14 protein-coding genes and 1 pseudogene are annotated in these 21829 nt (G+C 68.6%); 10 read left to right on the forward strand and 5 right to left on the reverse strand.

All coding sequences use genetic code 11. The annotated features are described in order from the left end of the window. Nucleotides 1-384: 384 nt before the first annotated feature. Together VGS97_RS26470 and VGS97_RS26475 are read right to left on the reverse strand one after the other, a co-directional pair. Nucleotides 385-1152 carry an ABC transporter permease gene (locus VGS97_RS26470; protein ID WP_326856378.1) on the reverse strand — a complete coding sequence of 256 codons (768 nt, stop codon included), beginning with the start codon at nt 1150-1152 and terminating at the stop codon, nt 385-387. Then, complete coding sequence (locus VGS97_RS26475) at nt 1149-2099, reverse strand: ABC transporter ATP-binding protein (RefSeq protein ID WP_326856379.1); 951 nt, start codon at nt 2097-2099, stop codon at nt 1149-1151. The genes VGS97_RS26470 and VGS97_RS26475 overlap by 4 nt, the downstream gene beginning before the upstream one ends. Before the next feature lie 508 nt (nt 2100-2607). On the opposite strand from VGS97_RS26475, the pseudogene VGS97_RS26480 reads away from it, so the two are divergent. From VGS97_RS26480 to VGS97_RS26490, 3 genes and pseudogenes are all read left to right on the forward strand, one after another. Continuing rightward, nucleotides 2608-3450: pseudogene (locus VGS97_RS26480) on the forward strand (LLM class F420-dependent oxidoreductase); the annotation flags it as partial. A gap of 217 nt (nt 3451-3667) precedes the next feature. Beyond that, a complete protein-coding gene (locus tag VGS97_RS26485) occupies nt 3668-4318 on the forward strand; it encodes a hypothetical protein (RefSeq protein WP_326856381.1) in 651 nt (216 codons plus the stop codon). After that, nucleotides 4305-4913 carry a hypothetical protein gene (locus VGS97_RS26490; protein WP_326856382.1) on the forward strand — a complete coding sequence of 203 codons (609 nt, stop codon included), beginning with the start codon at nt 4305-4307 and terminating at the stop codon, nt 4911-4913. The genes VGS97_RS26485 and VGS97_RS26490 overlap by 14 nt, the downstream gene beginning before the upstream one ends. Before the next feature lie 152 nt (nt 4914-5065). On the opposite strand, the gene VGS97_RS26495 is transcribed toward VGS97_RS26490, so the two are convergent. Together VGS97_RS26495 and VGS97_RS26500 are read right to left on the reverse strand one after the other, a co-directional pair. Further along, entirely contained in the window at nt 5066-5521 is a 456-nt protein-coding gene (locus VGS97_RS26495) for a type II toxin-antitoxin system VapC family toxin (RefSeq protein ID WP_326856383.1), read from the reverse strand. Continuing rightward, on the reverse strand, nt 5511-5780 hold the full coding sequence (locus VGS97_RS26500; protein WP_326856384.1) for a type II toxin-antitoxin system prevent-host-death family antitoxin: 270 nt from the start codon (nt 5778-5780) through the stop codon (nt 5511-5513). Before VGS97_RS26500 ends, VGS97_RS26495 begins: the two co-directional genes overlap by 11 nt. A 156-nt stretch (nt 5781-5936) precedes the next feature. On the opposite strand from VGS97_RS26500, the gene VGS97_RS26505 reads away from it, so the two are divergent. Beyond that, the gene (locus tag VGS97_RS26505; RefSeq protein ID WP_326856385.1) at nt 5937-6911 is read left to right on the forward strand and encodes a DUF1702 family protein; all 975 of its coding nucleotides are present in this window, start codon (nt 5937-5939) and stop codon (nt 6909-6911) included. A gap of 145 nt (nt 6912-7056) precedes the next feature. Here VGS97_RS26505 and VGS97_RS26510 read toward each other — a convergent pair whose 3' ends face one another. Further along, nucleotides 7057-8241, reverse strand: a complete 1185-nt coding sequence (locus tag VGS97_RS26510) for a carboxymuconolactone decarboxylase family protein (RefSeq protein ID WP_326856386.1) — start codon at nt 8239-8241, stop codon at nt 7057-7059. Between the two features lie 582 nt (nt 8242-8823). Between VGS97_RS26510 and VGS97_RS26515 the strand changes: the two genes are divergently transcribed. The 6 genes from VGS97_RS26515 (at nt 8824) to VGS97_RS26540 (ending at nt 21825) form a co-directional block, all read left to right on the forward strand. After that, on the forward strand, nt 8824-10686 hold the full coding sequence (locus VGS97_RS26515) for an NAD(P)/FAD-dependent oxidoreductase (RefSeq protein ID WP_326856387.1): 1863 nt from the start codon (nt 8824-8826) through the stop codon (nt 10684-10686). Between the two features lie 727 nt (nt 10687-11413). Then, nucleotides 11414-12418, forward strand: coding sequence for a DUF1702 family protein (locus tag VGS97_RS26520; RefSeq protein ID WP_326856388.1), 1005 nt, complete (start codon nt 11414-11416; stop codon nt 12416-12418). Between the two features lie 77 nt (nt 12419-12495). Then, the gene (locus VGS97_RS26525; protein ID WP_414641841.1) at nt 12496-14478 is read left to right on the forward strand and encodes a CRTAC1 family protein; all 1983 of its coding nucleotides are present in this window, start codon (nt 12496-12498) and stop codon (nt 14476-14478) included. Next, nucleotides 14475-15491 carry an enediyne biosynthesis protein gene (locus VGS97_RS26530; protein ID WP_326856390.1) on the forward strand — a complete coding sequence of 339 codons (1017 nt, stop codon included), beginning with the start codon at nt 14475-14477 and terminating at the stop codon, nt 15489-15491. Before VGS97_RS26525 ends, VGS97_RS26530 begins: the two co-directional genes overlap by 4 nt. Then, nucleotides 15488-21340 (forward strand): type I polyketide synthase, encoded by a 5853-nt coding sequence (locus tag VGS97_RS26535; protein WP_326856391.1) that lies wholly within the window; start codon nt 15488-15490, stop codon nt 21338-21340. Before VGS97_RS26530 ends, VGS97_RS26535 begins: the two co-directional genes overlap by 4 nt. Continuing rightward, nucleotides 21337-21825, forward strand: coding sequence for an acyl-CoA thioesterase (locus VGS97_RS26540; protein WP_326856392.1), 489 nt, complete (start codon nt 21337-21339; stop codon nt 21823-21825). Before VGS97_RS26535 ends, VGS97_RS26540 begins: the two co-directional genes overlap by 4 nt. Nucleotides 21826-21829 lie beyond the last annotated feature (4 nt).

The following is a 21829-nucleotide window of genomic DNA, read 5'->3' on the forward strand; positions in this document are numbered from 1 at the left end:
TTTTCGGAGTTGAACCACTTCACTGTGCCTGATGCCACGGAGTGCTGCCCTTCGTAACGAGAATCTTCCGGGCAAGTGTGGCACAGGCCACCGGAGTCGGCGAGCAAACAGGCATGGAGGCTTGCACGAAAGTGTCTTTGAGGAAGTAGAGGCCGAGGACGGCCCGGAGTGCGTCGTGGACCGTTCGTGGTGGTCTGCGGTAGATCGGTGTGTGGCGTGAGGCGGGCGACGGTACGTGAGATCACTGTCTGATCGGCACCGTACATGTCCGCGACCGCCTCTTGGACCGGTTGGTCGCGGGTAGCTGGCCATGGTCTCGACCGCTTCGGGAAGGCTCAGCGTTGGGCCTCCCGGTGGGTGCGTGCCACGACCCGCTGGGTAGGCCTAGACGCGGGGCTCCCAGCTGAAGAAGCGCACCGCGAGCAGTACTCCCGCGACACCCCACAAGCCGACGATCAGTACATCGCTCCAGTGGAACGCGGTGTTCACGAAGCCGGCCTGCATGCCCTCGGCGAAGTGCCGCACCGGGAAGACGCGCGCGATCCACACGAGCCAGTGCGGGGTGTCGTCGCCGAGCGGGATGAAGACGCCCGACAGGAACAGCAGCGGCAGTATCGTGGCGTTGACGACCGGCGCGGCCGCGTCGACGTTCGGGATGATCGCCGTGACGGCGAAGCCCAGCGCGCTGAAGGCGGCCGCGCCGACGACGAGCATCACGGCGAACCGGGCCAGCGCGCCGCCGGACGGGATGTCCGCCTGGTACACGAGTCTGCCGAACGCCACGGTGATGACGATCAGCAGCACCGACACGAGCAGGGCGTGCACGAGTCGCGCGGCGAAGAAGACGCCGGTCGGCAGCGGCGTCCCGTCGGTGCGCTTGAGCACGCCGTTGTCACGGTGGAAGGCCATGCTGATCGCGATGTAGTTGTAGGTGGCGCTGATCACGGCGAAGCTGCCCATCGAGGCGACGTAGTACGTGGACTGATGCACCGAGCGGCCGCCGAGGTGTACGTAGCCGTGGCCGAGCAGTGCGGTGAAGATCACCAGGAACATCAGCGGAAACGCGAAGATGAAGACCGCCGCCGCCGGGTTGCGCCAGAACGCCTTGTTCACATAGCCCAGCTGGACGAAGGTGAGTCGCACGTTGTTCATCGCTGCTCTCCATTCGGGCGCTCGCCCGCGGTGCCGTCGGGCACTGTGTCAGTTTCATCAGGCGCCGTGCCGGTCAGTCGCAGGTACACGTCCTCAAGGGTCGGGCGCGAGATGCGCAGCCCGTCGAGGGCTACGCCGTGGTCCATCGCCCACCCGGTCAGCTGGTGCAGCGCGGCGGTGAGATCGTCGGGCGCGAACTCGATCAGACCATCGGATCCGGGCGCCCCGCCGAACCGGGGCGGCGCGGCGACCGCGTCGGGCAGCCGGTATCCGACGATCGCGCGCGCCGTGTCGCGACCGGCAAGGGTGGCCGGCGTGCCCTCGGCGACGATCCGGCCGCCCGCGATCACGGCGACCTGATCGGCCAGATGTTCGGCCTCGTCCATGTAGTGCGTGGTCAGCAACACCGTCTTGCCGAGAGAGGTGAGATTCTCGACCACCTGCCAGGCCTCGTGCCGTGCCGAGGGGTCGAAGCCGGTGGTCGGCTCGTCGAGGAACAGCAACTCGGGATCCCCGGCCAGCGCGATCGCGACGTCCAGCCGCCGCTGCTGCCCGCCGGAAAGGCGAGCCACCCGACTGTCCTGCTTCTCGGTCAGCCCTACGAGTTCCAGCACCTCGCCGACCGGCCGCGGATGCGGGTAGTAACCGGCGTACATCGCGACGGTCTCGGACACCGTCAGATAGCTGTCTATGCCAGTGGACTGCAACACGATTCCGATGCGCTTCTTCAACCTGGCGCGCTGGCGCTGCGGATCCAGCCCCAGGACCTCGACCTCGCCGCCGTCCCGGCGCCGGTAGCCTTCCAGGATCTCCACCGTGGTGGTCTTGCCCGCGCCGTTCGGCCCGAGCAGCGCGAACACCTCGCCGCGCGCGATCGTCAAGTCGACGCCCCTGACCGCGTGCACGTTGCCGTACGACTTGATCAGACCCCGTACCCGTACCGCCACCTCGCCGCCCGAATCCTTACCGGCGGTCCTTTCCCGCTGTGCCCCCGGTTCAGGCGCCTGCTCTCGCACCGGCTCCGCCTGGCCCATCTTCGCCCTCGCTCCCCACACGTGCGCCTGCGTCACACACACCGACCAGGAGTAGGAGTCTGCACCGCACGTGCAACGACCGCCAGTAGAAGCGCTCGGACGGATGCGGGCACCGGCCGCACCGCCGCACGCCCCGCGCTGTCGATAACCTCACCCGTGCTGTTCAGAAGCCTTTGCCGGGGCCGGGTCGAGTTACGTGGGGTAGCGGACTTCGGAACTTCCGGATAACTGACCGATGCCATGCCGTGGTCATCAGTCGTGCTTACGTGTTCGCGATGGTCGAGCACACTACCTGGCACATCAGCGGCCTGGGCGTGACCGGGTCCAGGCGATAAACTCGGCCGTCCATTTGGACGTATGTGGTTGGCCGGGTTCCGCGACGCGCTTGCCGCGACGCGTCGAGACGAGACGAGGAGCGACGGTGCGATTCGCTTTCAAGACCCGTCCGCAGCACACCACCTGGCAGCAGATTCTCCCGGTCTGGCAGGAGGCTGACGGGATCGAGCTGTTCGAGTCCGGGTGGCTGTTCGACCACTTCTATCCGGTCAGCGGGGACTCCTCGGGCCCCTGCCTTGAGGGCTGGACCACGTTGGCCGCTCTCGCGCAGGCCACCCGCCGCGTCAGGCTCGGCGTGCTGGTCAGCGGGATCCACTACCGGCACCCGGCGGTGCTGGCCAACATGGCCGCGACGCTGGACGTCATCTCCGGCGGGCGCCTGGAGGTCGGCATCGGCACCGGTGCGGCCGAGCAGGAGTCGAATGCCTATGGCATCGAACTCGGCGGCCCGCGTGAGCGCAGCGACCGCTTCGAAGAGGCCTGTCGCGTGCTCGTCAGTCTCCTGTCTCAACCGGCCACGACGTTCTCCGGCACGTACTACCAGCTTACCGACGCGCGCTGCGAGCCGAAGGGCGTGCAACAGCCGCATCCGCCAATCTGCATCGGCGGTTTGGGCGAGAAGCGCACACTGCGCACGACGGCGCTCTACGCGCAACACTGGAACTTCATCGGTGGCGAACCCGAGGAGTTCGCCCGCAAGCGCGACATCCTCTACGCGCACTGCCAGGCCGTCGGGCGGGACCCGAAGGAGATCACATTGTCCAGCCAGATCCCCGTGCGCGCGGACTCGGCCGGCGCCGTGTCGCGTGTGGCGGCCGAGACCGCCGCGTTGGCGCAAGAAGGGCTCGACCTCGCGATCATTCTGCTGCCGACAGTGCATAGCCCTGCCATCCTCAGTTCGCTCGCCGACGCCCTCGCACCACTGCGCTGGCAATTACCGGCCGACGACACGCGTTCCGAGTCGATCATCCTGTCGCGACCCACTATCCCAAGGCTCGGGGATGAAGCGCCGGGCCCAGCGCCGCCCCGCATGCCCTGGCGCCTCCGGTCTTTGGAGGCCGGGTCGTTGGTCGTCCGGGGCCTTTCAGCAGAGGGCTGACTATGCTGCATCCAACGCTGACGAGGTGAGTCAGGAGGGGTGAACGGTGGACATGGACGGGCGTCGTGTCGAGAAGGGGCCGCCGGGCCGGGGGACGGCGCTTGAGGAGGGGATCGTCCAGTGGTTCACCGTCCGTACGGTGCACTTCAAGGACCAGCCGCTTGAGAGGGTGAAGATCAGGTCCGACGACATGTACCCGATGCATGTCGAGCTGGCGGACCGCATCGTTCGGATCGTCGGCGAAGACCTGATGGCCAGGGCGTTCTTCGGCGGGCAGATGGCCGAGTTCGTGGCGGCGCTCGAACAGCGGCTCGGACGGTTCGCCTTCCAGAACCTGGTGACCTTGAGCGACCTCGGCATGTGGCGCGAGGCCTTCCGCTACATGGCGGCCGCCGAGAAGGCGCTCTCGGCGAGTGGTCCCGCGCAGCCCGCTGATCCTCAGGACTCTGACTATCGGGCCATGATGGAGATGGTCGCCGGGGTCATGGACCCAGAACTGCTGCGCCGACTGGCCACCCGGCAAAGCGGCGCGTCCGAGGCCTTCGACCAGAGGGTCGAGCAGGTGTTCGGGCCCGGATCGTCCACCGTCGTCGGCACGCTCAACGGCCTGCGGTTGTGGCGCGAAGCGCTGCGGTTCATGCAGGCCGCCCTGGCGGCCGGGCAGGGAAGGGAAGAGTCGCCTCATGCCGGTCATTGACTGGGAAACATACGCTCTCGAACTCTCGGATCCTGAGGTCGAGGCGTTCGGACGCGAGGTGTTCGCCGCGTATCGCGAGGCCGTGATCGCGGCTAAACCCGACGAAGAGTTGACGGTCGTCGAAGCCGTGGCGCTCAGCGCCGGTGCAGACCTCGGCGGCGAGGATCTGACCTCGTCGATCCGCAACGCCAAGTACTTCAACTACTCGCTGTTCTCGCTCGACTTCGTCAGGGCGTTCGTGCGCCGGTTCCACGAGCCGTTGTGCGCGGAACTGCAAGAGAACAGGGATCTCGCCCTACTCGCCCCGACCATCGTCACCCTGCTGAACCTACCGGTGGAATACGCGGCGCTCGCCGTCCCCGTCTCAGCGATCATGGCACGGATCGGCATCGGCGGCCTCTGCAAGGACTACCCAGAGAAGACCAAGGATGAGCAGTCGTCCTTCAACGGCAGCCTCATCCAGCTACACGAGGCGAACCTGCGCTACCTCGAACTGGAGCGTGCCCGCCACCTGCCCGGAAAGGTGCCCGCGCCGCTCGACCGGGCTATCGGCCACGAGGAGAAGCGCCTGAAGGAACTGCGCGGCGCAGGCTGAAAGCCTGGACAGGGCCATCCTGTCTACACGCGCGGCTCGCGAGCATTCCGGATAAATTCCCTTATTGATGCACAAGATGTTCATCTGAAAGTTGATGAGGTCCGGTCCCTTCGCGAGAGCTTGGTCTTGTGCACCCGGGATTGCGCCGGTGGTCAGGGTGCGGATTCGGGCCGATGCACGGGAACGACGGTCATGAGTTGCTCCAGTCCGGCGAAGTCGCCGGGGTTGGTGGTGTACAGCGGCAAGCCCTCTGCGATGGCGATCGAAGCGATCATCAGATCGAGGGCGCGGCGGCGTGGCTTGCGTCCTGTCGCGACGACCGCGGCCGTGACCCTGCCGTAGACGCGCGCCGCTTCCACGTCGAACGGAATCGGGTCGAACTCGTGCTCAGCGCGTTGAAGCACGTCCATGCGCCGGGCGCGCTCGGCCGGGGCGTCGTAAGCGCTTTGCTCGTGGTTGTCCCGCACTTCGTGGGGGCCGGCCGACAGTTCGGCGAGGGTGATCGCCGTGATGGCCATCTCGTCCGGCAGTTCGGCCGGGTCGATCCATGCCCGGAGGATCACGATGTTGGTGTCGAGCAGGCCTTGCCGGCGAGGCTCAGCGGGCATACGGGTCGCCTGAATCGTGCTCGGCGGCGGCGTCCTGGTCCGCACGGAAAGCGTCGAGATCGATCGGGGGAGCGCCGCGGGATGCTGCGGCGAACTCCACGCGCGCAACGAACCGCCGACGCGTGCGCAGCGGGATCAGTTCACCGATTCGATGCCCGTCACGTGTGACGGTGAACGCCTGCCCGTGCTCGACGGCGTCCATGATCTCTTTCGACTTGTTGCGCAGATCGCGCTGAGTGATTTCCGGCTGCGTCGCCATGGGGACAGCGTACCGACGTGTAGCACTTGGTGCTACTGGGTGCTGCTACGGTAGCGGGGTCCGGGCACGCAGCGAGAAGACGAAATGCGCCTTCGGCTCCGAATATGTGACTGCGCTCCCGAGTGTGGCGACTGACCTGTCCGTGAACGGAGGCCCATGACCGCGTTGTTCGGCGCGCTGCGCAAGAACCTGTTCGCTCCGTCGCTGGATGAGGTCACTTTTGCCCGGCGCGGCTTTCCGCTGACCCCGACGGCTGAGACCCGGTACCTGGAGCGCATTCCGCAGCATGTGATCGTCGGGTTCGAGCATGGCATCGAGCTGGGCGACCGTCCGGATGCGATTTTGCGGCTGGACATGGTGGAGCGCGACTTCCGCGGGTTCGCGTACGAGGGCGCGACGATGGCGTTCACGCTGCTGGACGTGATGCCCGGCCGGCGCTCCGATCGGACCAAGAAGCTGCTGGACGGGCACGCCGCGCCGCACCTGTTCGTCGCCTACATCGGCATCGGGTTCGCGATGTCGCACTTGCCGCGGGTGCTGTGGTCCAAGGTGCTGCCGGAGTTGCAGGACCAGTGGTTCCACCCTCGGGCCAGCTGGTTGGCCGTGGACGGGCACGGCTTCGACCAGGCGTACTTCGACACCAAGAAGTGGGTGTACGAGCAGCGCGTGCCCAAGCCGTACCCGTGGATGAACCGGCCGGAGTACTTTGCGCGCGCGTTCGACCAGGGGATCGGGCGGATGCTGTGGTTCATGCACGGCGCAAACCCTCCTGCGGTGGCCGCGGCGGTCAACGCGTTCGCTTCGCATCGCCTGGTGGATCTGTGGAGCGGTGTCGGCGTGGCGGCCGCGTATGCCGGGGCCGGGGATCCGGAGATGTTCAAGTCGCTGCGCGAGGTTGCGGGCGACTACCTGCCCGAGGTGGCCGCAGGCGTGGTGTTCGCGGCCAAGGCGCGCCAGTACGAGGACCTGGACACTCCGCACACCGAGGTTGCGACGCGTGTCATCTGCGACATGTCCATCGCGGACGTGATCGAGTTGACCGACGAGACCTCGTCCATGTTCGTCGGCGAGCGTCAGTCGCTGCCCGACTACGAGCTGTGGCGGCGGAAGGTGCAGGACCGGTTCCGCTGACCAGGTTGGTGGATGACTGGTTGATAGATGACCGGGCGATGGATGACCGGGTGACGGTGACGGAGGACCGCCGTCATCTTGAACGCCGTCGTCCATTCGACGCTGTCGTCTGTTGAACACGGCTGGCTGCGGATACCAACGCCTGTCAGCTGACGGGAGTGCTCGAACCCTGAGAGCTGGTGTCCTCAGAGCTGGTGTCCTGAGAGCCGGGGTTCTGAGCGCTGGAGGCCTGAGAGCTGGTTCGCGGCCAGCCTGGTTCGCGGCCGGTGATCCACATCCAGCCGCTCGCCCGGCCCGCCGCCGCCAGGCTCGCCCACGAGACCAGTTCGACGAGCGCTGCGTCGGTCACGCCGGTGGCCTGGACCGCCGCGACCACCGCATCGTCCACCTGGTAGGACGCGAAGGCGACCAGCAGGGCGAGTCGGCCGGCCGGACGCTGGTCGGCGGGTAGGGCTTCGACCGCTTCGTCGGCCCAGGCGCGGCTCAGCCCCTTCGGGCCGCCGTCCCAGCCGGCGAGCTGCGCCAGGACCAGATCGCGCACCGCGGCGGGTACCGAGCGGCGTCCCGCCGCCTCGACGGCGCTGCTCGCCCGGGCGAAGGCCTGCGCGATGTGCGTGTTGCCCGCCGACCAGGACAGGGCCGGCGGGAGCGGACCGGCGGGCAGCAGGTCCAGCGACGCTCCGGGCGGAGCCTCGTGCCGGTACGCCCAGGACATCAGCAGCGAGAGCCCCGGCAACACCACGGGCAGTGCCGCGTTCGGCACCAGAGGCGGCAGTGGTGCGTCGCGGACGAACACGTTGACCATGCGGTTGAAGTAGTGGAACACGACCGCCACCCCGACGGCCTCCGGAGCGTGCGTGGCCGGGAACGGCGGCTCGTATCCGGCGGCGCTGTCGGCGCGCACACTGGCTCTGGCCCACTCGCTGATCGCGCGCACCGCGGGGTCGGCGATCGACTCGGTGTGGTCCTCTTCGATCGCGTCGGCGCCCTGCACGTGGTCCAGGGTGCGCAGCATCGTGCTGTGAATGGTGACGCAGTACGGGCACGAGTTGCCGACGGAGACCGCCGTCGCGACCGCCTCCTTCGCCGCGCGGTCCATCCGCCCCGGGGCGAACAGAGTTTCGTAGAGCATGACCCAGCAGGCCGCGAGCGCGTCCGGCGCGGGGGAGTGCAGCGCGACCGGTGGCGAGATCACGCCGAGGATCCGCTCCATCTCCCGGTAGATCGCCGAGATGCGCCGGTCCGCGGCGCCGCGCCGCACCGGCGTCACCCAGCGGATCTGGGCGAATGACAGTGGCCGCAGGGCCCTGCGCAAGGGGTTCCCACTCATCGTCCGTCCCGGGTCCGTCTGGTTGGCCGCACACGCCGAGCTGAGATCAACATCCTGCACCGGGCCGCCGCGCGCGGGCCACTTCCGGGTTGCGCAGCTTCGCTGGGTTCTGACACGCGGGCCGGTATCCGTGTCCTGCGCGAAAGGCGGGCAAGGATACCCGGTCCGGTGACCGTTCGACTGCCGTGCGAGCCTCTCGCACCGCGTTCGGCAACGCGGGAGAAGACGAACGTGCGCCGCACCGTCAGTGTTAGAGCGTATGGAATTGCGACCGGGAACAGTCATGCGCGGGAGGACTTCGAAATCTGCATAGACCCTTCCGGTGATTACGGTCACACCCGCGAATCAGGGCACTTTGCACCTGGGCCGACAGCGTCGTGCGGAGAAAAGGCTATGCAGGCTTCGAATGACCGTGGCCGCGGACTGTCACCTCGGGCCGCGTAAACACACTCGCGACGGTCCGCCTCGGCGGCGTTGCAGAAACGAGGGCGGAACCGAGGCGCACGCCGTGGCAGGCGGACGCCGGGCGTTGCGGCCCACCGAGGCAAACCATCCGCGAACTACCCTGAACGTGGGGAATCCATGCAGACCGATCGATATGACGTGGCCATCCTGGGGTCGGGTATTGGCGGCTCGATGCTCGCGTGCATCCTCGCCAAGCACGGGGTGAAGACTCTGCTGCTCGAAGGTGCGGTCCACCCGCGGTTCACCATCGGCGAATCGCTGATCCCGGAGACCGGCATCCGGCTGCGGATCATCGGCGAGAAGTACGGGGTGCCGGAGATCGGGTGGATCGGCTCGTTCCACGCGCTGCGCGACAACGTCAGCAGCAACTGCGGCGTGAAGCGCTCGTTCACGTACATGTACCACTCCGCCGGGAAGGAGCACCAGGTCGAGCAGATCAACCAGCTGCCGACGCTGACTCCGCCGATCGGCCCGGACTCCCACCTGTTCCGGCAGGACACCGACGCCTTCCTGGCCGCGATGTCGATCAAGTACGGGGCGACGTTCAAGCAGGGGATGCGCATCGAGCACATCGACTTCAAGCAGGACGAGGTCGCGCTGCACGCCGTGGGCGGCGAGACGCTGCGCGCCAAGTTCCTCATCGACGCCGCCGGCATGCGTTCCCTGGTCTCCGACCAGCTCGGCCTGCGCGACGAGGTGCCGCGGTTCACCACCGACACCCGCGTGCTCTACACCCACATGATGGGGATGAAGAGCGCGGACATGCTGATGAAGCCGCCCGGCAAGCACAAGATGCCGTCGCCGCTCGGCCAGTCGACGCTGCACCACATCTTCGACGGCGGCTGGATCTGGGTCATCCCGTTCAACAACCACCGCGAGGCCACCAACCCGCTCACCAGCGTCGGCATGCTGCTCGACCGCCGCAAGCACCCCGTCCCACAGGGCACGCCCGAGCAGGAGTTCCGCCGGATCATCTCCGGCCTGCCGACGGTCGCCCGGCACTTCGAGGACGCGACGACGGTGCGCCCGTGGATCGGGTCAGGACGGCTCCAGTACTCCTCGCCGCACCACCTCGCGCACCGGATGCTCCAGCTCCCGCACGCCGCCGCGTTCCTCGACCCGCTGTACTCCAGCGGCATGTCGGTGCTCACGGTCGCGGTCGACATGATCGCCGAGACGCTGCTCAAGGCGGTCGCCGACGACGACTACGCGGTCGAGCGGTTCCAGCACATCGAGGACGTGGTCAACACGGGGTTCGACCACTACGACATGATCGTGTCGCGGTCCTTCGACTCGTTCGCGAGCTACGACACGTGGAACGCGTGGAACCGGCACTGGGCGCTCGGCAACATGCTCGGCGCGTTCGGCCCCCTCGCGCTGCTGATCAGGTACCTGGGATCGCACGACCCGAGCCACCTGGCGAAGACCACCGATCTGAGCCGCATCGGCGTGCTCGGCAGCCACCTGCCCGAGGTCGTCGCGACGATGCGCGCCGCGAAGCAGGACGTCGACGACGCGACCGCGGGCCGGATAACCCACGCGGAGGCCGGCCGACGCATGTTCGAGCGGCTCGGCAAGCTCGACTTCGTGCCCCCGTACATGGGCTTCGGCGACCCCGCCCAGGGCGCGACCGCGACGTTCACGCTCCCGGCGGGCGCACGGCACGTCAACTGGTACCGCTTCCGCGCCCCGAAGGAGTGGAAGGAGCGCAACACCTTCCCGCTGACCGTGTACGCGCGCGAGGTGGCCAAGTTCGGCTTCGAGGAGTTCGGCTCGAACTGGCGCCGGTTCGCCACGGCGATGCGCGACGTCGTCTTCGCCGGCAACAGCGACTGGCGCTACTCGCCGAGGGCGCTCGGCGCGCACGGCAAGAAGTGGATGCCGATCCCCCCGGCGGACCAGCTCGAACTGGACCTCGCCGGGCTGGAGCCGTCCGCGGACGTGGCCGGTGACGTCGCCACGCCCAGCAGGGTCGGCTGACGCGGCACAACGACGCTTCGGACTTGATCGTGGCCTTGTGTGCGGCTGTTGGCTCGGCCGACTCTGCTGTCGGCCGAGCCTGCGCCACCGGCTACTGCCACGTTCGAGGACGGGTATCCGTCGGCTGATGACGGCTGTGCCGACTGACAGTCAGCTGACACTGCCTTAGAAGGGCTCTGGCCCACCGTGGGAGGCTGCGGGCGGGAGCGACCGGACCGACCGGTCGCTCCCGCCCGCACTCGTGTCGGCCGGATGCCGTGCCGGGCGGGCCGAGTCCATGGGTGGATGAAGCCTGAGGCGCCGGGGTCTGAGTGTCAAGGGAATATATGAAGGCTGCGTTACTCGGTGTAATCGGTGAACGCACTGCATAAAGCGGGCCGATAACTGTGCAGGTCGTCGCATTGCCGTGGCCGGAACAGAGCGCTCAATCACCCCGGCGGGCAACGTAAGAGAAGCGCCTCGCTGGGTGGTAGGGCATCCTCAAAAATGAAAATTCTGTGCCATAGGAGGTTTTCGGCTGGCCAATCGACGCCCCAGCGACCGCGATCCTCGCAGTGTGGCGTGAGAAAGCTCGACCGGTGTCCGGGACCTTCGCGGTGAATGCCGCGGCGACGGAGAGAACCGCTCGAAGCGGCGCAGCGCCTGCCTGTCTTTTCTTGGGGGGTCTTGGCGTGCGCGCGCAGAAGACAACAGCAGCGTTCCGAGTCGATCGTGAGGGACCTTTTCTATGGGAGCGACGCTTTTAGGGTCGATTCGCAAGCGAATCACCGCGCCGCCGACGTCCTCGATCCGGTACCCCGTGCGCGGGTTCGACACCACCGACGCCCCGGCCCGGGACGAGCTGGAGTTCAGCGCGTTCCAACTGCTGTTCGGGTTCGAACTCGGCATCGAGCAGAGCGGGCTGGACCACGGGGACCTCGTCATCCGGCTGGAGAGCGTGCGGCGCGAGTACCAGGGCTTCGCGTACGAGGGCGCCGTGATGGGCCTGGCCATGCGGGACGCGATGTCCCCGATGCCGGGCCACCGGATCACCGAGACCTTCATGGCCGGCCCGGACTTCCACTCGGCCCCCGGATCGAAGCACCTGTTCATGGGCTACATGGGCATCGGCTTCACCCTCGCGCACCTGCCCAAGTTCATGTGGAAGCGGGCGCTGCCCGACTACCGCAAGCTCGCCGACTACCCGGCGATGCGATGGATGATCATGGACGGCTACGGCTTCCATCAGGCCTACTTCCACACCCGCAAGTGGGTCGACGAGCAGTACGTCGGCAGCAACTACCCCGGCTTCGCCCCGGACCCGTACGTCAACCGGGCCATCGACCAGGGCATCGCGCGGGCGCTCTGGTTCGTCCACGGCGGCAACATGAAGCGCTACGTAGACGCGCTCAACGCCTTTCCCGAGTCACGCCGGGCGGACCTCTGGGGTGGCGCCGGCGTGGCCGCGGGCTACGCGGGCGGCGTCACCGCCGACGAACTGGAGGTGCTGCTGAAGGCCTCCGGGCAGTACCGCGCCGACGTGGCCCTCGGCGCGGCGTTCGCCATGCGGGCCCGGGTCGTCTCCGACACCTTGGCCGACCACAACGAAATGGCCGCACAGGTGCTGTGCGGCTGCACCGCTCAGGAAGCCGATGAGATCGCCGGCCGTGAGAACACGGTTCTGCATGGCGGCGACGACTCGGGGGCGACGTACGAGCTTTACCGGCAGCGCATCATGCGGCACTTCCGCTGAGCCTGAACCCGCGTGAAACCGCACGACGACAGATCGAAAGGAAGATCGCAGTGACATTAGGTGAACGTCTACGCCGGATGATCCCAGGTGCGCTGACCATCTTGATCGCCGCGGCGCTGTGGTTCGCCGGGGAAGCAGCGGTCGCGGTGGGCGGCGGCGCCGAGACCGCCGCCAAGTACAAGTTCACGCAGATGAACATCGCGCTGCCACCCGGCTACAACGATCAACACATGAATACGATCCGGCAGGTGAACCCGGCCTACCAGAAGATCCAGTCCTGGATCTCGTCGGTGGGCGCCGCCATCGCCATCAACGACGTCACCGGCCACGGCCGGTCGGACGGCATGTGCATCGTCGACACGCGTACGAACGAAGTCATCGTCACGTACACGCCGACCGCGCCGTCCACGGACCAGTTCACGCCGTTCGTGCTCGACCCGTCGCCGCTGCCCGTGGACAACACGATGGCGCCCACCTCGTGCACGCCGGGCGACTTCAACGGCGACGGCCGGACCGACTTCATGGTCACCTACCTCGGCCGCACCCCGATCCTGTACCTGGCGAAGGCCGGCGTCAGCACGCCCTCGGTGGCCGCGTACCAGCCCCAGGAACTGGTCCCCAACAACAGCATCGACGGCAAGTACCACGGGCCGAAGTGGCAGACCGACGCCTCCTACGTCGGCGACCTGGACGGCACCGGCCACCCGTCGATCATCATCGGCAACTACTTCCCGGACTCGGACGTGCTGAATCCGAACGGTGAGAACAACGTGTCGATGAACAACACGATGTCCAGCGCCCGCAACGGCGGCGGCGACCACGTGCTCCAGTGGTACAGCGCGACCGGCGGCGCGAAGCCCTCGGTGCAGTACGTCGAGAACGAGACCGCCATCCCGTACGCCGACTCGACCGGCTGGGCGCTGGCCATCTCAGGAGCCGACCTGACCGGCCAGGGGCTGCCGGACATCTACATCGCGAACGACTTCGGGCACGGGCACCTGATGTACAACGAGTCGACGCCCGGCAACATCAAGTTCATCGAGGCCACCGGCAACCGCACGCCCGCCACGCCGAAGTCCTTCGTGCTCGGCAACGGCTCGTTCAAGGGCATGGGCGTCGACTTCGGCGACGTGAACCACAACGGCAAGTTCGACATCTTCGTCAGCGCCATCACCTCGCGGATGGGGCTGGAGGAGAGCAACTACATGTACATCAACCAGGCCGCGAACAACGCCGAGATGCAGAAGGACCTGGCCAGCCAGTACGCGCCGTTCCAGCAGGAGGCGCAGCAGTACGGCGTGGCCTGGACCGGCTGGGCCTGGGACGCCAAGATGGACGACTTCCTCAACGACGGCAACCTGGAGATCATCCAGACCGACGGCTTCATCAAGGGCAACATCAACCGGTGGAACTGGGCCCAGGAACTGGCCATCGAGAACGACGACCTGCTGGTGAACCCGGCGATGTGGCCGAACTTCGAGCCGGGCGACGACGTGGCCGGGCACGAGGCGCTCGCGTTCTACGCCCGCAACTCCTCCAGCACGTATGTCAACGTCGCGCTGCCCCTCGGCCTGGCCGTGCAGACCCCGACCCGCGGCGTTGCCACCGGTGACACGCAGGGCAACGGCGTCATGGACTTCGCCATCGCCCGGCAGTGGGGCCCGCCCGCCTTCTACGCGAACCAGTCGCCGAACCAGGGCAACTACGTGGACCTGGAGCTCTACCGTCCGTCCGTCGACGCGGCCAGCACGACCGGCACCAGCACCACGAGCGCCGCGACCCCCGACCTGGCCAACATCGGAACGCCCGCCTACGGCGCGACGGTGACCCTCACGACCCCGGAAGGCAGCCAGATCTCGAAGCTCGACGGCGGCGGCGGCCACGACAGCTACCGCAGCTTCGACGTCCACTTCGGCCTCGGCAAGTACTCCGGGCCGGCCACCGCGAAGATCGAGTGGCGTGACTCGACCGGCACCCTGCACACCCAGACCTTCACGCTGATGCCTGGCACCCACTCCTTCATGCTGACCAACGCCGCCCAGGAGGTCACGAGCCGATGAGCACGATCGTCACCGAACAGACGCCCGCGGGGGCCATGCCCTCCCCGGCGCCTGCCCCAGCGCCCAAGCCCGCGAAGGCACCCGACTTCCGCTACATGGCGCTGCGCAACTTCGCGATCTCGATCACCGCGTTCAACATCTTCGGCTACACCCTGCTCGGGTTCGAGCAGCCCTGGCTCTGGCCGTTCATCGTGGTGCCCTTCGGCTACGCGACCGAGATGATCATGGAGGTCGTCAGCGCCTGGGCGCAGCGGCGCCCGCAGCGGTTCCGCGGCAACGGCGCGCGCGGCCTGTACGAGTTCCTGCTGCCGGCGCACATCACGTCGCTGACCGTGAACATGATCCTCTACGCGAACAACCAGCTGTGGCCGGTGCTGTTCGCCATCTTCGTCGGCGTGGCCGGCAAGCACGCGTTGCAGGCGCCGATCAACGGTCGGATGCGGCACTACATGAACCCGTCGAACTCCGGCATCGGGCTGACGCTCATCCTGTTCAGCAACTTCGTCAGCCTCGCGCCGCCGTACGAGTTCACCGAGAAGGCGAACACCTTCTTCCGCATCATGATCGTGATCATCATCATCACCTCCGGCACCGTGATCAACGCCATGCTGACCCAGCGGGTCCTGCTGATCGCGGGCTACATGGGCGGCTTCATGATCCAGGCCTTCGTCCGGCACTGGATCTGGCACGTCTCGCTGTTCGGAGCGCTGGGCGTGATGACCGGCGTGACCTTCGTGCTGATCGTGAACTACATGATCACCGACCCGGGCACGACGCCGTCCAAACCGCTGATGCAGTTCATCTTCGGCAGCGCGGTCTCCACCGCGTACGGCGCCCTGATGGAGTTCAACGTCGTCTACGACCTGATCTTCTCCATCCTGATCGTCTGCTTCATCCGCGGCATGTACTGGTGGGGCAAGCACTTCGCGGCGAAGCGCTCGTCCGCCGGCGCCCCCGCGCTCAACGGAAGCAAGCCCGCTCTCGGCACGACGAACGGAACGGTGGCCATATGAGCATCCAGCGGATCGCCGTCGTAGGTATCGCTTGTCGGTACCCTGACGCCGAATCGCCGGACCAGCTGTGGCAGAACGTCCTGGCCGGCCGGCGGGCGTTCCGCCGGCTGCCGGACGAGCGGATGCGCCAGGAGGACTACTACTCCGCGGACCTGGCCGCTCCCGACCGCCACAACGCCCTCAAAGCCGCGGTCATCGAGGGCTTCGAGTTCGATCGGGTGAAGCACCGGATCGCCGGCAGCACCTTCCGGTCGACCGACATGGTCCACTGGCTCGCGCTGGACACCGCGTCCAGGGCGCTGGAAGACGCCGGGTTCCCCGAGGGCAAGGGCCTCGGGGACCGCAACACCGGCGTGGTGATCGGCAACAGCCTCACCGGCGAGTTCAGCCGGGCGAACATCATGCGGCTGCGCTGGCCCTACGTGCGCCGCACCGTCGGCGCCGCGCTGCGCGAGCAGGGCTGGGACGACGCGGAGCTCGCCGAGTTCCTCGCCAAGCTCGAACAGCGCTACAAGGCGCCGTTCCCGGCGATCGGCGAGGACACGCTCGCGGGCGGCCTGGCCAACACCATCGCCGGGCGGATCTGCAACCACTACGACTTCAGGGGCGGCGGCTACACCGTCGACGGCGCGTGTTCCTCGTCCCTGCTGTCGATCGTCACCGTGGCCAACGCGCTGAGCAGCGGCCAGATGGACGTCGGCATCGCCGGCGGCGTCGACCTGAGCATCGACCCGTTCGAGGTGATCGGCTTCGCCAAGACCGACGCCCTCACCAAGAGCGAGATGCGCGTCTACGACAAGAACTCCAACGGCTTCTGGCCGGGCGAGGGCTGCGGCATGGTCGTCCTCATGCGTGAAGAGGACGCGATCGACCAGGGACTGTTCCGGTACGCGACCATCGCGGGCTGGGGCTACTCCTCCGACGGCAAGGGCGGCATGACCCGCCCGGAGGCCGACGGCCACCGGGCGGCCATCAACCGCGCCTACTCCGCCGCCGGCTTCGGCGTCGAGACCGTGAAGTACTTCGAGGGTCACGGCACCGGCACCGCGGTGGGCGACGCGACCGAGCTGCGCGCCATCTCCGGCGCGGTGCGCGACGCCAACCCCGGCGGCGCCCCGGTCGCCATCAGCACCCTGAAGGGCAACATCGGCCACACCAAGGCGGCCGCCGGCATCGGCGGCCTGCTCAAGGCGATCCTCTCGGTGCGCCACCAGGTCATCCCGCCGGCCACCGGCCACTACGACACGCACCCGGTGCTCGCCGGGGACGACGCGGCGCTGCGGGTGCCCGGCAAGGCCGCGCTGTGGCCGAAGGACGCGCCGATCCGCGCCGGAGTCTCCTCCATGGGCTTCGGCGGGATCAACGCGCACATCGTCGTCGAGCACGCCGACGGCGCCCGCCGGGTCAAGGTGCCCAACTCGGTGCGCCAGCTGGAGCGCTCGCGCCAGGACGCGGAACTGCTCCTGGTCGACGCCTCCGACATGGTCGAGCTGCGCGGCAAGGTCGCGAACCTGGCCTCGATCAGCTCGAAGCTGTCGTACGCCGAGGTGGGCGACCTCGCTGCCACCCTTCAGGGCGGGCTGGACGACCGGCCGATCCGGGCCGCGGTCGTGGCCAACTCGCCCGAGGAGGCCGAGCGGAAGTTCGGCAAGCTGCTCACGCTGCTCGACAGCGGGGCGCGCTCGGTGCTCGACGCGGCCGACGGGGTCTACCTCGGCACCGCGACGGGCAGCGCGCGCATCGGCTTCCTCTTCCCGGGCCAGGGCGCCGGCCGGCGCGCCGACGGCGGCGCGATCCGCCGCCGGTTCGCCCAGGTCGACGAGCTCTACCAGACCATGGCGCTGCCCACCGGCGGCGACCAGGTGGACACCGCGGTCGCGCAGCCGAGGATCGTCACCTCCTCGGTCGCCGGTCTGCGGGTTCTGTCCGCGCTCGGCATCGAGGCGGTGGGCGCGGCGGGGCACAGCCTCGGCGAGCTGACCGCGCTGCACTGGGCTGGCGCGATGGACGAGAGCACTCTGCTGCGCATGGCCGCCGCCCGCGGCCGCGTGATGTCCGAGGCGAGCGACGGTAACGGGACGATGGCGAGCATCGCCGCCGCGCCCGAAGCCGTCGAGCCGCTGCTGGCCGACGAGCCGGTGGTGATCGCCGGATACAACAGCCCGAAGCAGACCGTCATCTCCGGTCCGCTCGACGCGGTCGAGCGGGTCGCCGCCAAGGCGGCCAAGCAGGACCTGCACGTGACGCGGATCAACGTGTCGCACGCCTTCCACTCCGCGGCGGTCGCCCCGGCGGCGAAGGAGTTCGGCGCGCAGCTGGCGGCCGAGGCGTTCGCCGCGCCGCAGCGGCGCGTCGTCTCCACGGTGACCGCCGAGGACCTGTCGGCCGACACCGACATCGCGGCGCTGCTGACCCGGCAGATCCTCGACCCGGTGCGGTTCAGCGACGCGGTGACGAAACTGGCCTCCGGCGTCGACCTGCTGCTCGAAGTCGGCCCCGGCCGGATCCTGCGCGGCCTGGCGGTGGAGAGCGCACCGGTCATCCCGGCGATCTCGCTGGACACCGACAGTCCGTCGCTGGCCGGACTGCTGAACGCGGTCGCCGCGGCTTACACGCTCGGCGCCCCGGTCAACCACGACGCGCTGTTCGAGGGCCGCTTCACCCGCCCCCTGCCGCTGGACAAGGAGTTCAAGTTCTTCGCCAGCCCGGCCGAAGCCGCTCCCGAGGACTTCGTGCTGGAGATGGAGGCGCTGTCGGCGACGGTGGTCGAGCCCTCGACGAACGGCTCCGCCAACGGCGCGGTGCCGAAGAGCACCGGTGAGAGCACCATCGAGGTGCTGATCCGGCTGGCCGCCGAGCGGGCCGAGCTGCCGATCGCGGCGGTGAACCCGAACGCCAACCCGCTGGACGAGCTGCACCTGAGCTCGATCACGGTCGGCCAGATCATGAACCAGGCCTCCCGGGAGATCGGCCTGACCGCCCCGCTGGCCACCTCCACCTTCGCCACCTCGACGCTCGCCGAGCTCGCCGCGATGCTCGACGAGCTCGCCGACACCTCGCACGAGGACGACAACGGCCCCACCGCGGTGCAGGGCGTCGCGCCGTGGGTCCGGGCGTTCGCCATCGACCTGGTCGAGGCGGCTCCAGGCGCGGCGGCGTCGGCCGCCTCGTACGGCGACTGGCAGCTGTTCGCCTCCGAGCGGCACCCGATCGCGACCGCGCTGCACGAGGCGCTGCGCAAGGCCAAGCTCGGCGACGGCGTACTGCTGTGCCTGCCGAGGGACTGCGACGAGCAGCACACCGCTCTGATGCTTTCCGCGGCGCGCGCGGCCCTCTCGCAGAAGACGCCGGTCCGCTTCGTCGCCGTCGGCGACCGGCGGGGCGCCGCGGGCCTGGCCAAGACGCTGCACCTGGAAGCGCCGGCCATCGCGACCACCATAGTCACCCTGCCGCTGCCGGACGAGTTCCCGGGGCAGCAGTTGGACGAGGTCGTCTCCCGCATCGTCAAGGACGTCGCGGCGACCGGTACCTTCGCCGAGGTCCAGTACGACGCGGCCGGCGTGCGCCGGGTGCCGATCCTGCGGCCCCTGGAGCCCGTGGCCGAGACCGACGCCGTCGCCTCCCTCGGGAAGGGCGACGTGCTGGTGGTCACCGGCGGCGGCAAGGGCATCACCGCCGAGTGCGCGCTCGCGCTGGCCCGCGACACCGGCGCGGCGGTCGGCCTGATGGGCCGCTCCGCCCCGGCGGACGACCCGGAGCTGGCGGCGAACCTGGAGCGCATGGCGGCGGCCGGCGTGGCCTTCCACTACGCGCGGGCCGACGTCACCTCCGCGGACGAGGTCAAGGCCGCGGTCGGCGAGATCGCCAAGACGCTGGGACCGGTGACCGGCGTGCTGCACGGCGCCGGCCGCAACGTGCCGCAGGGCCTGGTGAGCCTGGACGAGTCCTCGTTCAAGCGCACGCTGGCCCCGAAGATCGACGGGCTGGAAGCGGTGCTCGCCGCGGCCGACCCGGCGAACCTCAAGGTCCTGATCACCTTCGGCAGCATCATCGGCCGGGCCGGGCTGCGCGGCGAGGGCGACTACGCCACCGCCAACGACTGGCTCACCGACCTGACCCGCCGGGTCCAGGAGGACTACCCGAACTGCCGGTGCCTCGCGCTGGAATGGTCGGTGTGGTCCGGCTCCGGGATGGGCGAGAAGCTCGGCGTGCTTGAGTCGCTGATGCGCGACGGCATCGACCCGATCCCGACTGAGGAGGGCATCGCCCTGCTCAAGCAGGTGCTGGCGAACCCCTCGGCGCCGACCACGCTCGTGGTCATGGGCCGTGCCTCCGGGCTGCCGACGCTCACGCTGGAGCAGCGCGAACTGCCGCTGCTGCGGTTCGTCGACCGCGCGCAGGTGTACTACCCGGGCGTCGAGCTGGTCGTGGACGCGGACCTGTCCGCGGACGGCGACCTTTACCTGGCCGATCACCTCCTGGACGGCGACCTGCTGTTCCCGGCGGTGCTGGGCATGGAGGCGATGACGCAGACCGCGGCGGCCCTCACCGGGAACGAAAGCGCTCCGGTGCTTGAGGACGTCGAGTTCCTGCGACCGATCGTCGTCCCGGTCACCGGCACGACCTCGGTGCGGATCGCGGTGCTGGCCAAGGACGCCAACACGGTGCAGGCGGTCATCCGCAGCGCCGACACCGGCTTCCAGGCCGACCACTTCCGGGCCACCCTGCGCTACGGCGGGCCCGCCCTGCCGGGCGAGGCGAAGCCGGTCGCCAAGGAGACCCCGTGGGTCCTGCTGTACCCGGACCGCGACCTCTACGGCCCGGTGCTGTTCCAGGGCGCCCGGTTCCAGCGGCTGCACGCCTACCGGGAACTGGCCGCGAAGCACTGTGTCGCGCTGATCGAGAACCAGCCCACCGCGCCGTGGTTCGCCGGGTTCCTGCCCGCGGACCTGGTGCTCGGCGACCCGGGCACCCGCGACGCGATGATGCACTCGATCCAGTGCAACGTCCCCGACGCGACGCTCCTGCCCTCCGGCATCGAGCGGCTGTACCTGGCCGACCCGGGCACGGTGCGGCCCATGGAGCAGGTGTACCTGCACGCCACCGAGCGGTGGCGCGAGGGAGACACCTACCTCTACGACCTGGACGTGACCGACGTCGAGGGCAACCTGGTCGAGCGCTGGGAAGGCCTGCGCCTGCAAGCGGTGCGCAAGCTGGACGGCTCCGGCCCCTGGAAGCCGGCGCTGCTCGGCCCGTACCTCGAACGGCGCACGGAGGCCGTGCTGCCCGAGGGGCTGCGCGTCATCGTGCACCCGGACGGCGACAAGCCGGCCAAGGGCCAAGAGGCGCGGCGCAAGCAGACCGCGAAGGCGGCCGCGATGGCGCTCGGTGCGGGCGTGAAGGTGCGCTACCGCCCGGACGGCAAGCCGGAGGTCGACGGCGGCATGCGGATCTCGGCCTCGCACGGCGCCGGGGTGACCTTCCTGGTGGCCGGCGAGCACGCGGTCGGCTGCGACGTGGAGCTGGCGGAGGCCAGGTCCGACGAGGACTGGTCGGGCCTGCTCGGCGAGGACGGCTTCGCGCTGGCCGAGCTGGTCTCCAGGGAGTGCGGCGAGGACCTGTCGATCTCGGCCACCCGGGTGTGGGGGGCGGTGGAGTGCCTGCGTAAGAACGGCCACGCGCGCACCCAGCTGACCGCCGACACGCAGCCGGCCGCCGGCGCCGGGCTGGGTCTGGCCCGCTGGGTCGTGCTGCGCTCGGGCGACGCTCGGATCGCCACGTTCCCGACGGCAGTGGACGCGGTCGCCGAGCCTGTTGTGTTCGCGATGCTGGCGGAAGGCGGCGAGTGACCGTGGAGATCCCGTACTACGAGTACAAGCACCTGGTCGGTTTCGAGGAGACCAACCTCGTCGGCAACGTCTACTACGTCAACTACGTGCGTTGGCAGGGACGGTGCCGGGAGATGTTCCTCCTGGAGAAGGCCCCCTCGGTGCTCGACGACATCCGCGACGACCTCAAGCTGTTCACGCTCAAGGTCGAGTGCGAATTCACCGCCGAGATCACCGCGTTCGACGAGCTGTCGATCCGGATGCGCCTTGAGGACCTGACGCAGACGCAGATCGGCTTCGCGTTCGACTACGTGCGGGTCAGCAAGGGGTTCGACGAGCTGATCGCGCGCGGTCGGCAGCGGGTCGCCTGCATGCGCGGCCCGAACATGGACACCAAGCCGTCGCGGGTTCCCGAGGCGCTGCGCGCCGCGCTGGCACCCTACGCGATCGGGGTGCCCTCGGCGGCGCCGGGCAGGCAACTGGTCGGTGTCAGGAGCGAAGGATAGGACG

This window comes from Actinocrinis sp. (assembly GCF_035946395.1).
Taxonomy (GTDB): Bacteria; Actinomycetota; Actinomycetes; order Streptomycetales; family Catenulisporaceae; genus Actinocrinis.

Excerpts from the sequence above, each read along its gene's own strand:
- VGS97_RS26470 (WP_326856378.1), bottom strand. The coding sequence starts at position 1,152 with ATGAACAACGTGCGACTCACCTTCGTCCAGCTGGGCTATGTGAACAAG.
- VGS97_RS26510 (WP_326856386.1), bottom strand. The coding sequence starts at position 8,241 with ATGAGTGGGAACCCCTTGCGCAGGGCCCTGCGGCCACTGTCATTCGCC.
- VGS97_RS26520 (WP_326856388.1), top strand. The coding sequence starts at position 11,414 with ATGGGAGCGACGCTTTTAGGGTCGATTCGCAAGCGAATCACCGCGCCG.
- VGS97_RS26500 (WP_326856384.1), bottom strand. The coding sequence starts at position 5,780 with ATGGCGACGCAGCCGGAAATCACTCAGCGCGATCTGCGCAACAAGTCG.
- VGS97_RS26490 (WP_326856382.1), top strand. The coding sequence starts at position 4,305 with ATGCCGGTCATTGACTGGGAAACATACGCTCTCGAACTCTCGGATCCT.
- VGS97_RS26495 (WP_326856383.1), bottom strand. The coding sequence starts at position 5,521 with ATGCCCGCTGAGCCTCGCCGGCAAGGCCTGCTCGACACCAACATCGTG.
- VGS97_RS26530 (WP_326856390.1), top strand. The coding sequence starts at position 14,475 with ATGAGCACGATCGTCACCGAACAGACGCCCGCGGGGGCCATGCCCTCC.
- VGS97_RS26505 (WP_326856385.1), top strand. The coding sequence starts at position 5,937 with ATGACCGCGTTGTTCGGCGCGCTGCGCAAGAACCTGTTCGCTCCGTCG.
- VGS97_RS26535 (WP_326856391.1), top strand. The coding sequence starts at position 15,488 with ATGAGCATCCAGCGGATCGCCGTCGTAGGTATCGCTTGTCGGTACCCT.
- VGS97_RS26515 (WP_326856387.1), top strand. The coding sequence starts at position 8,824 with ATGCAGACCGATCGATATGACGTGGCCATCCTGGGGTCGGGTATTGGC.
- VGS97_RS26525 (WP_414641841.1), top strand. The coding sequence starts at position 12,496 with ATGATCCCAGGTGCGCTGACCATCTTGATCGCCGCGGCGCTGTGGTTC.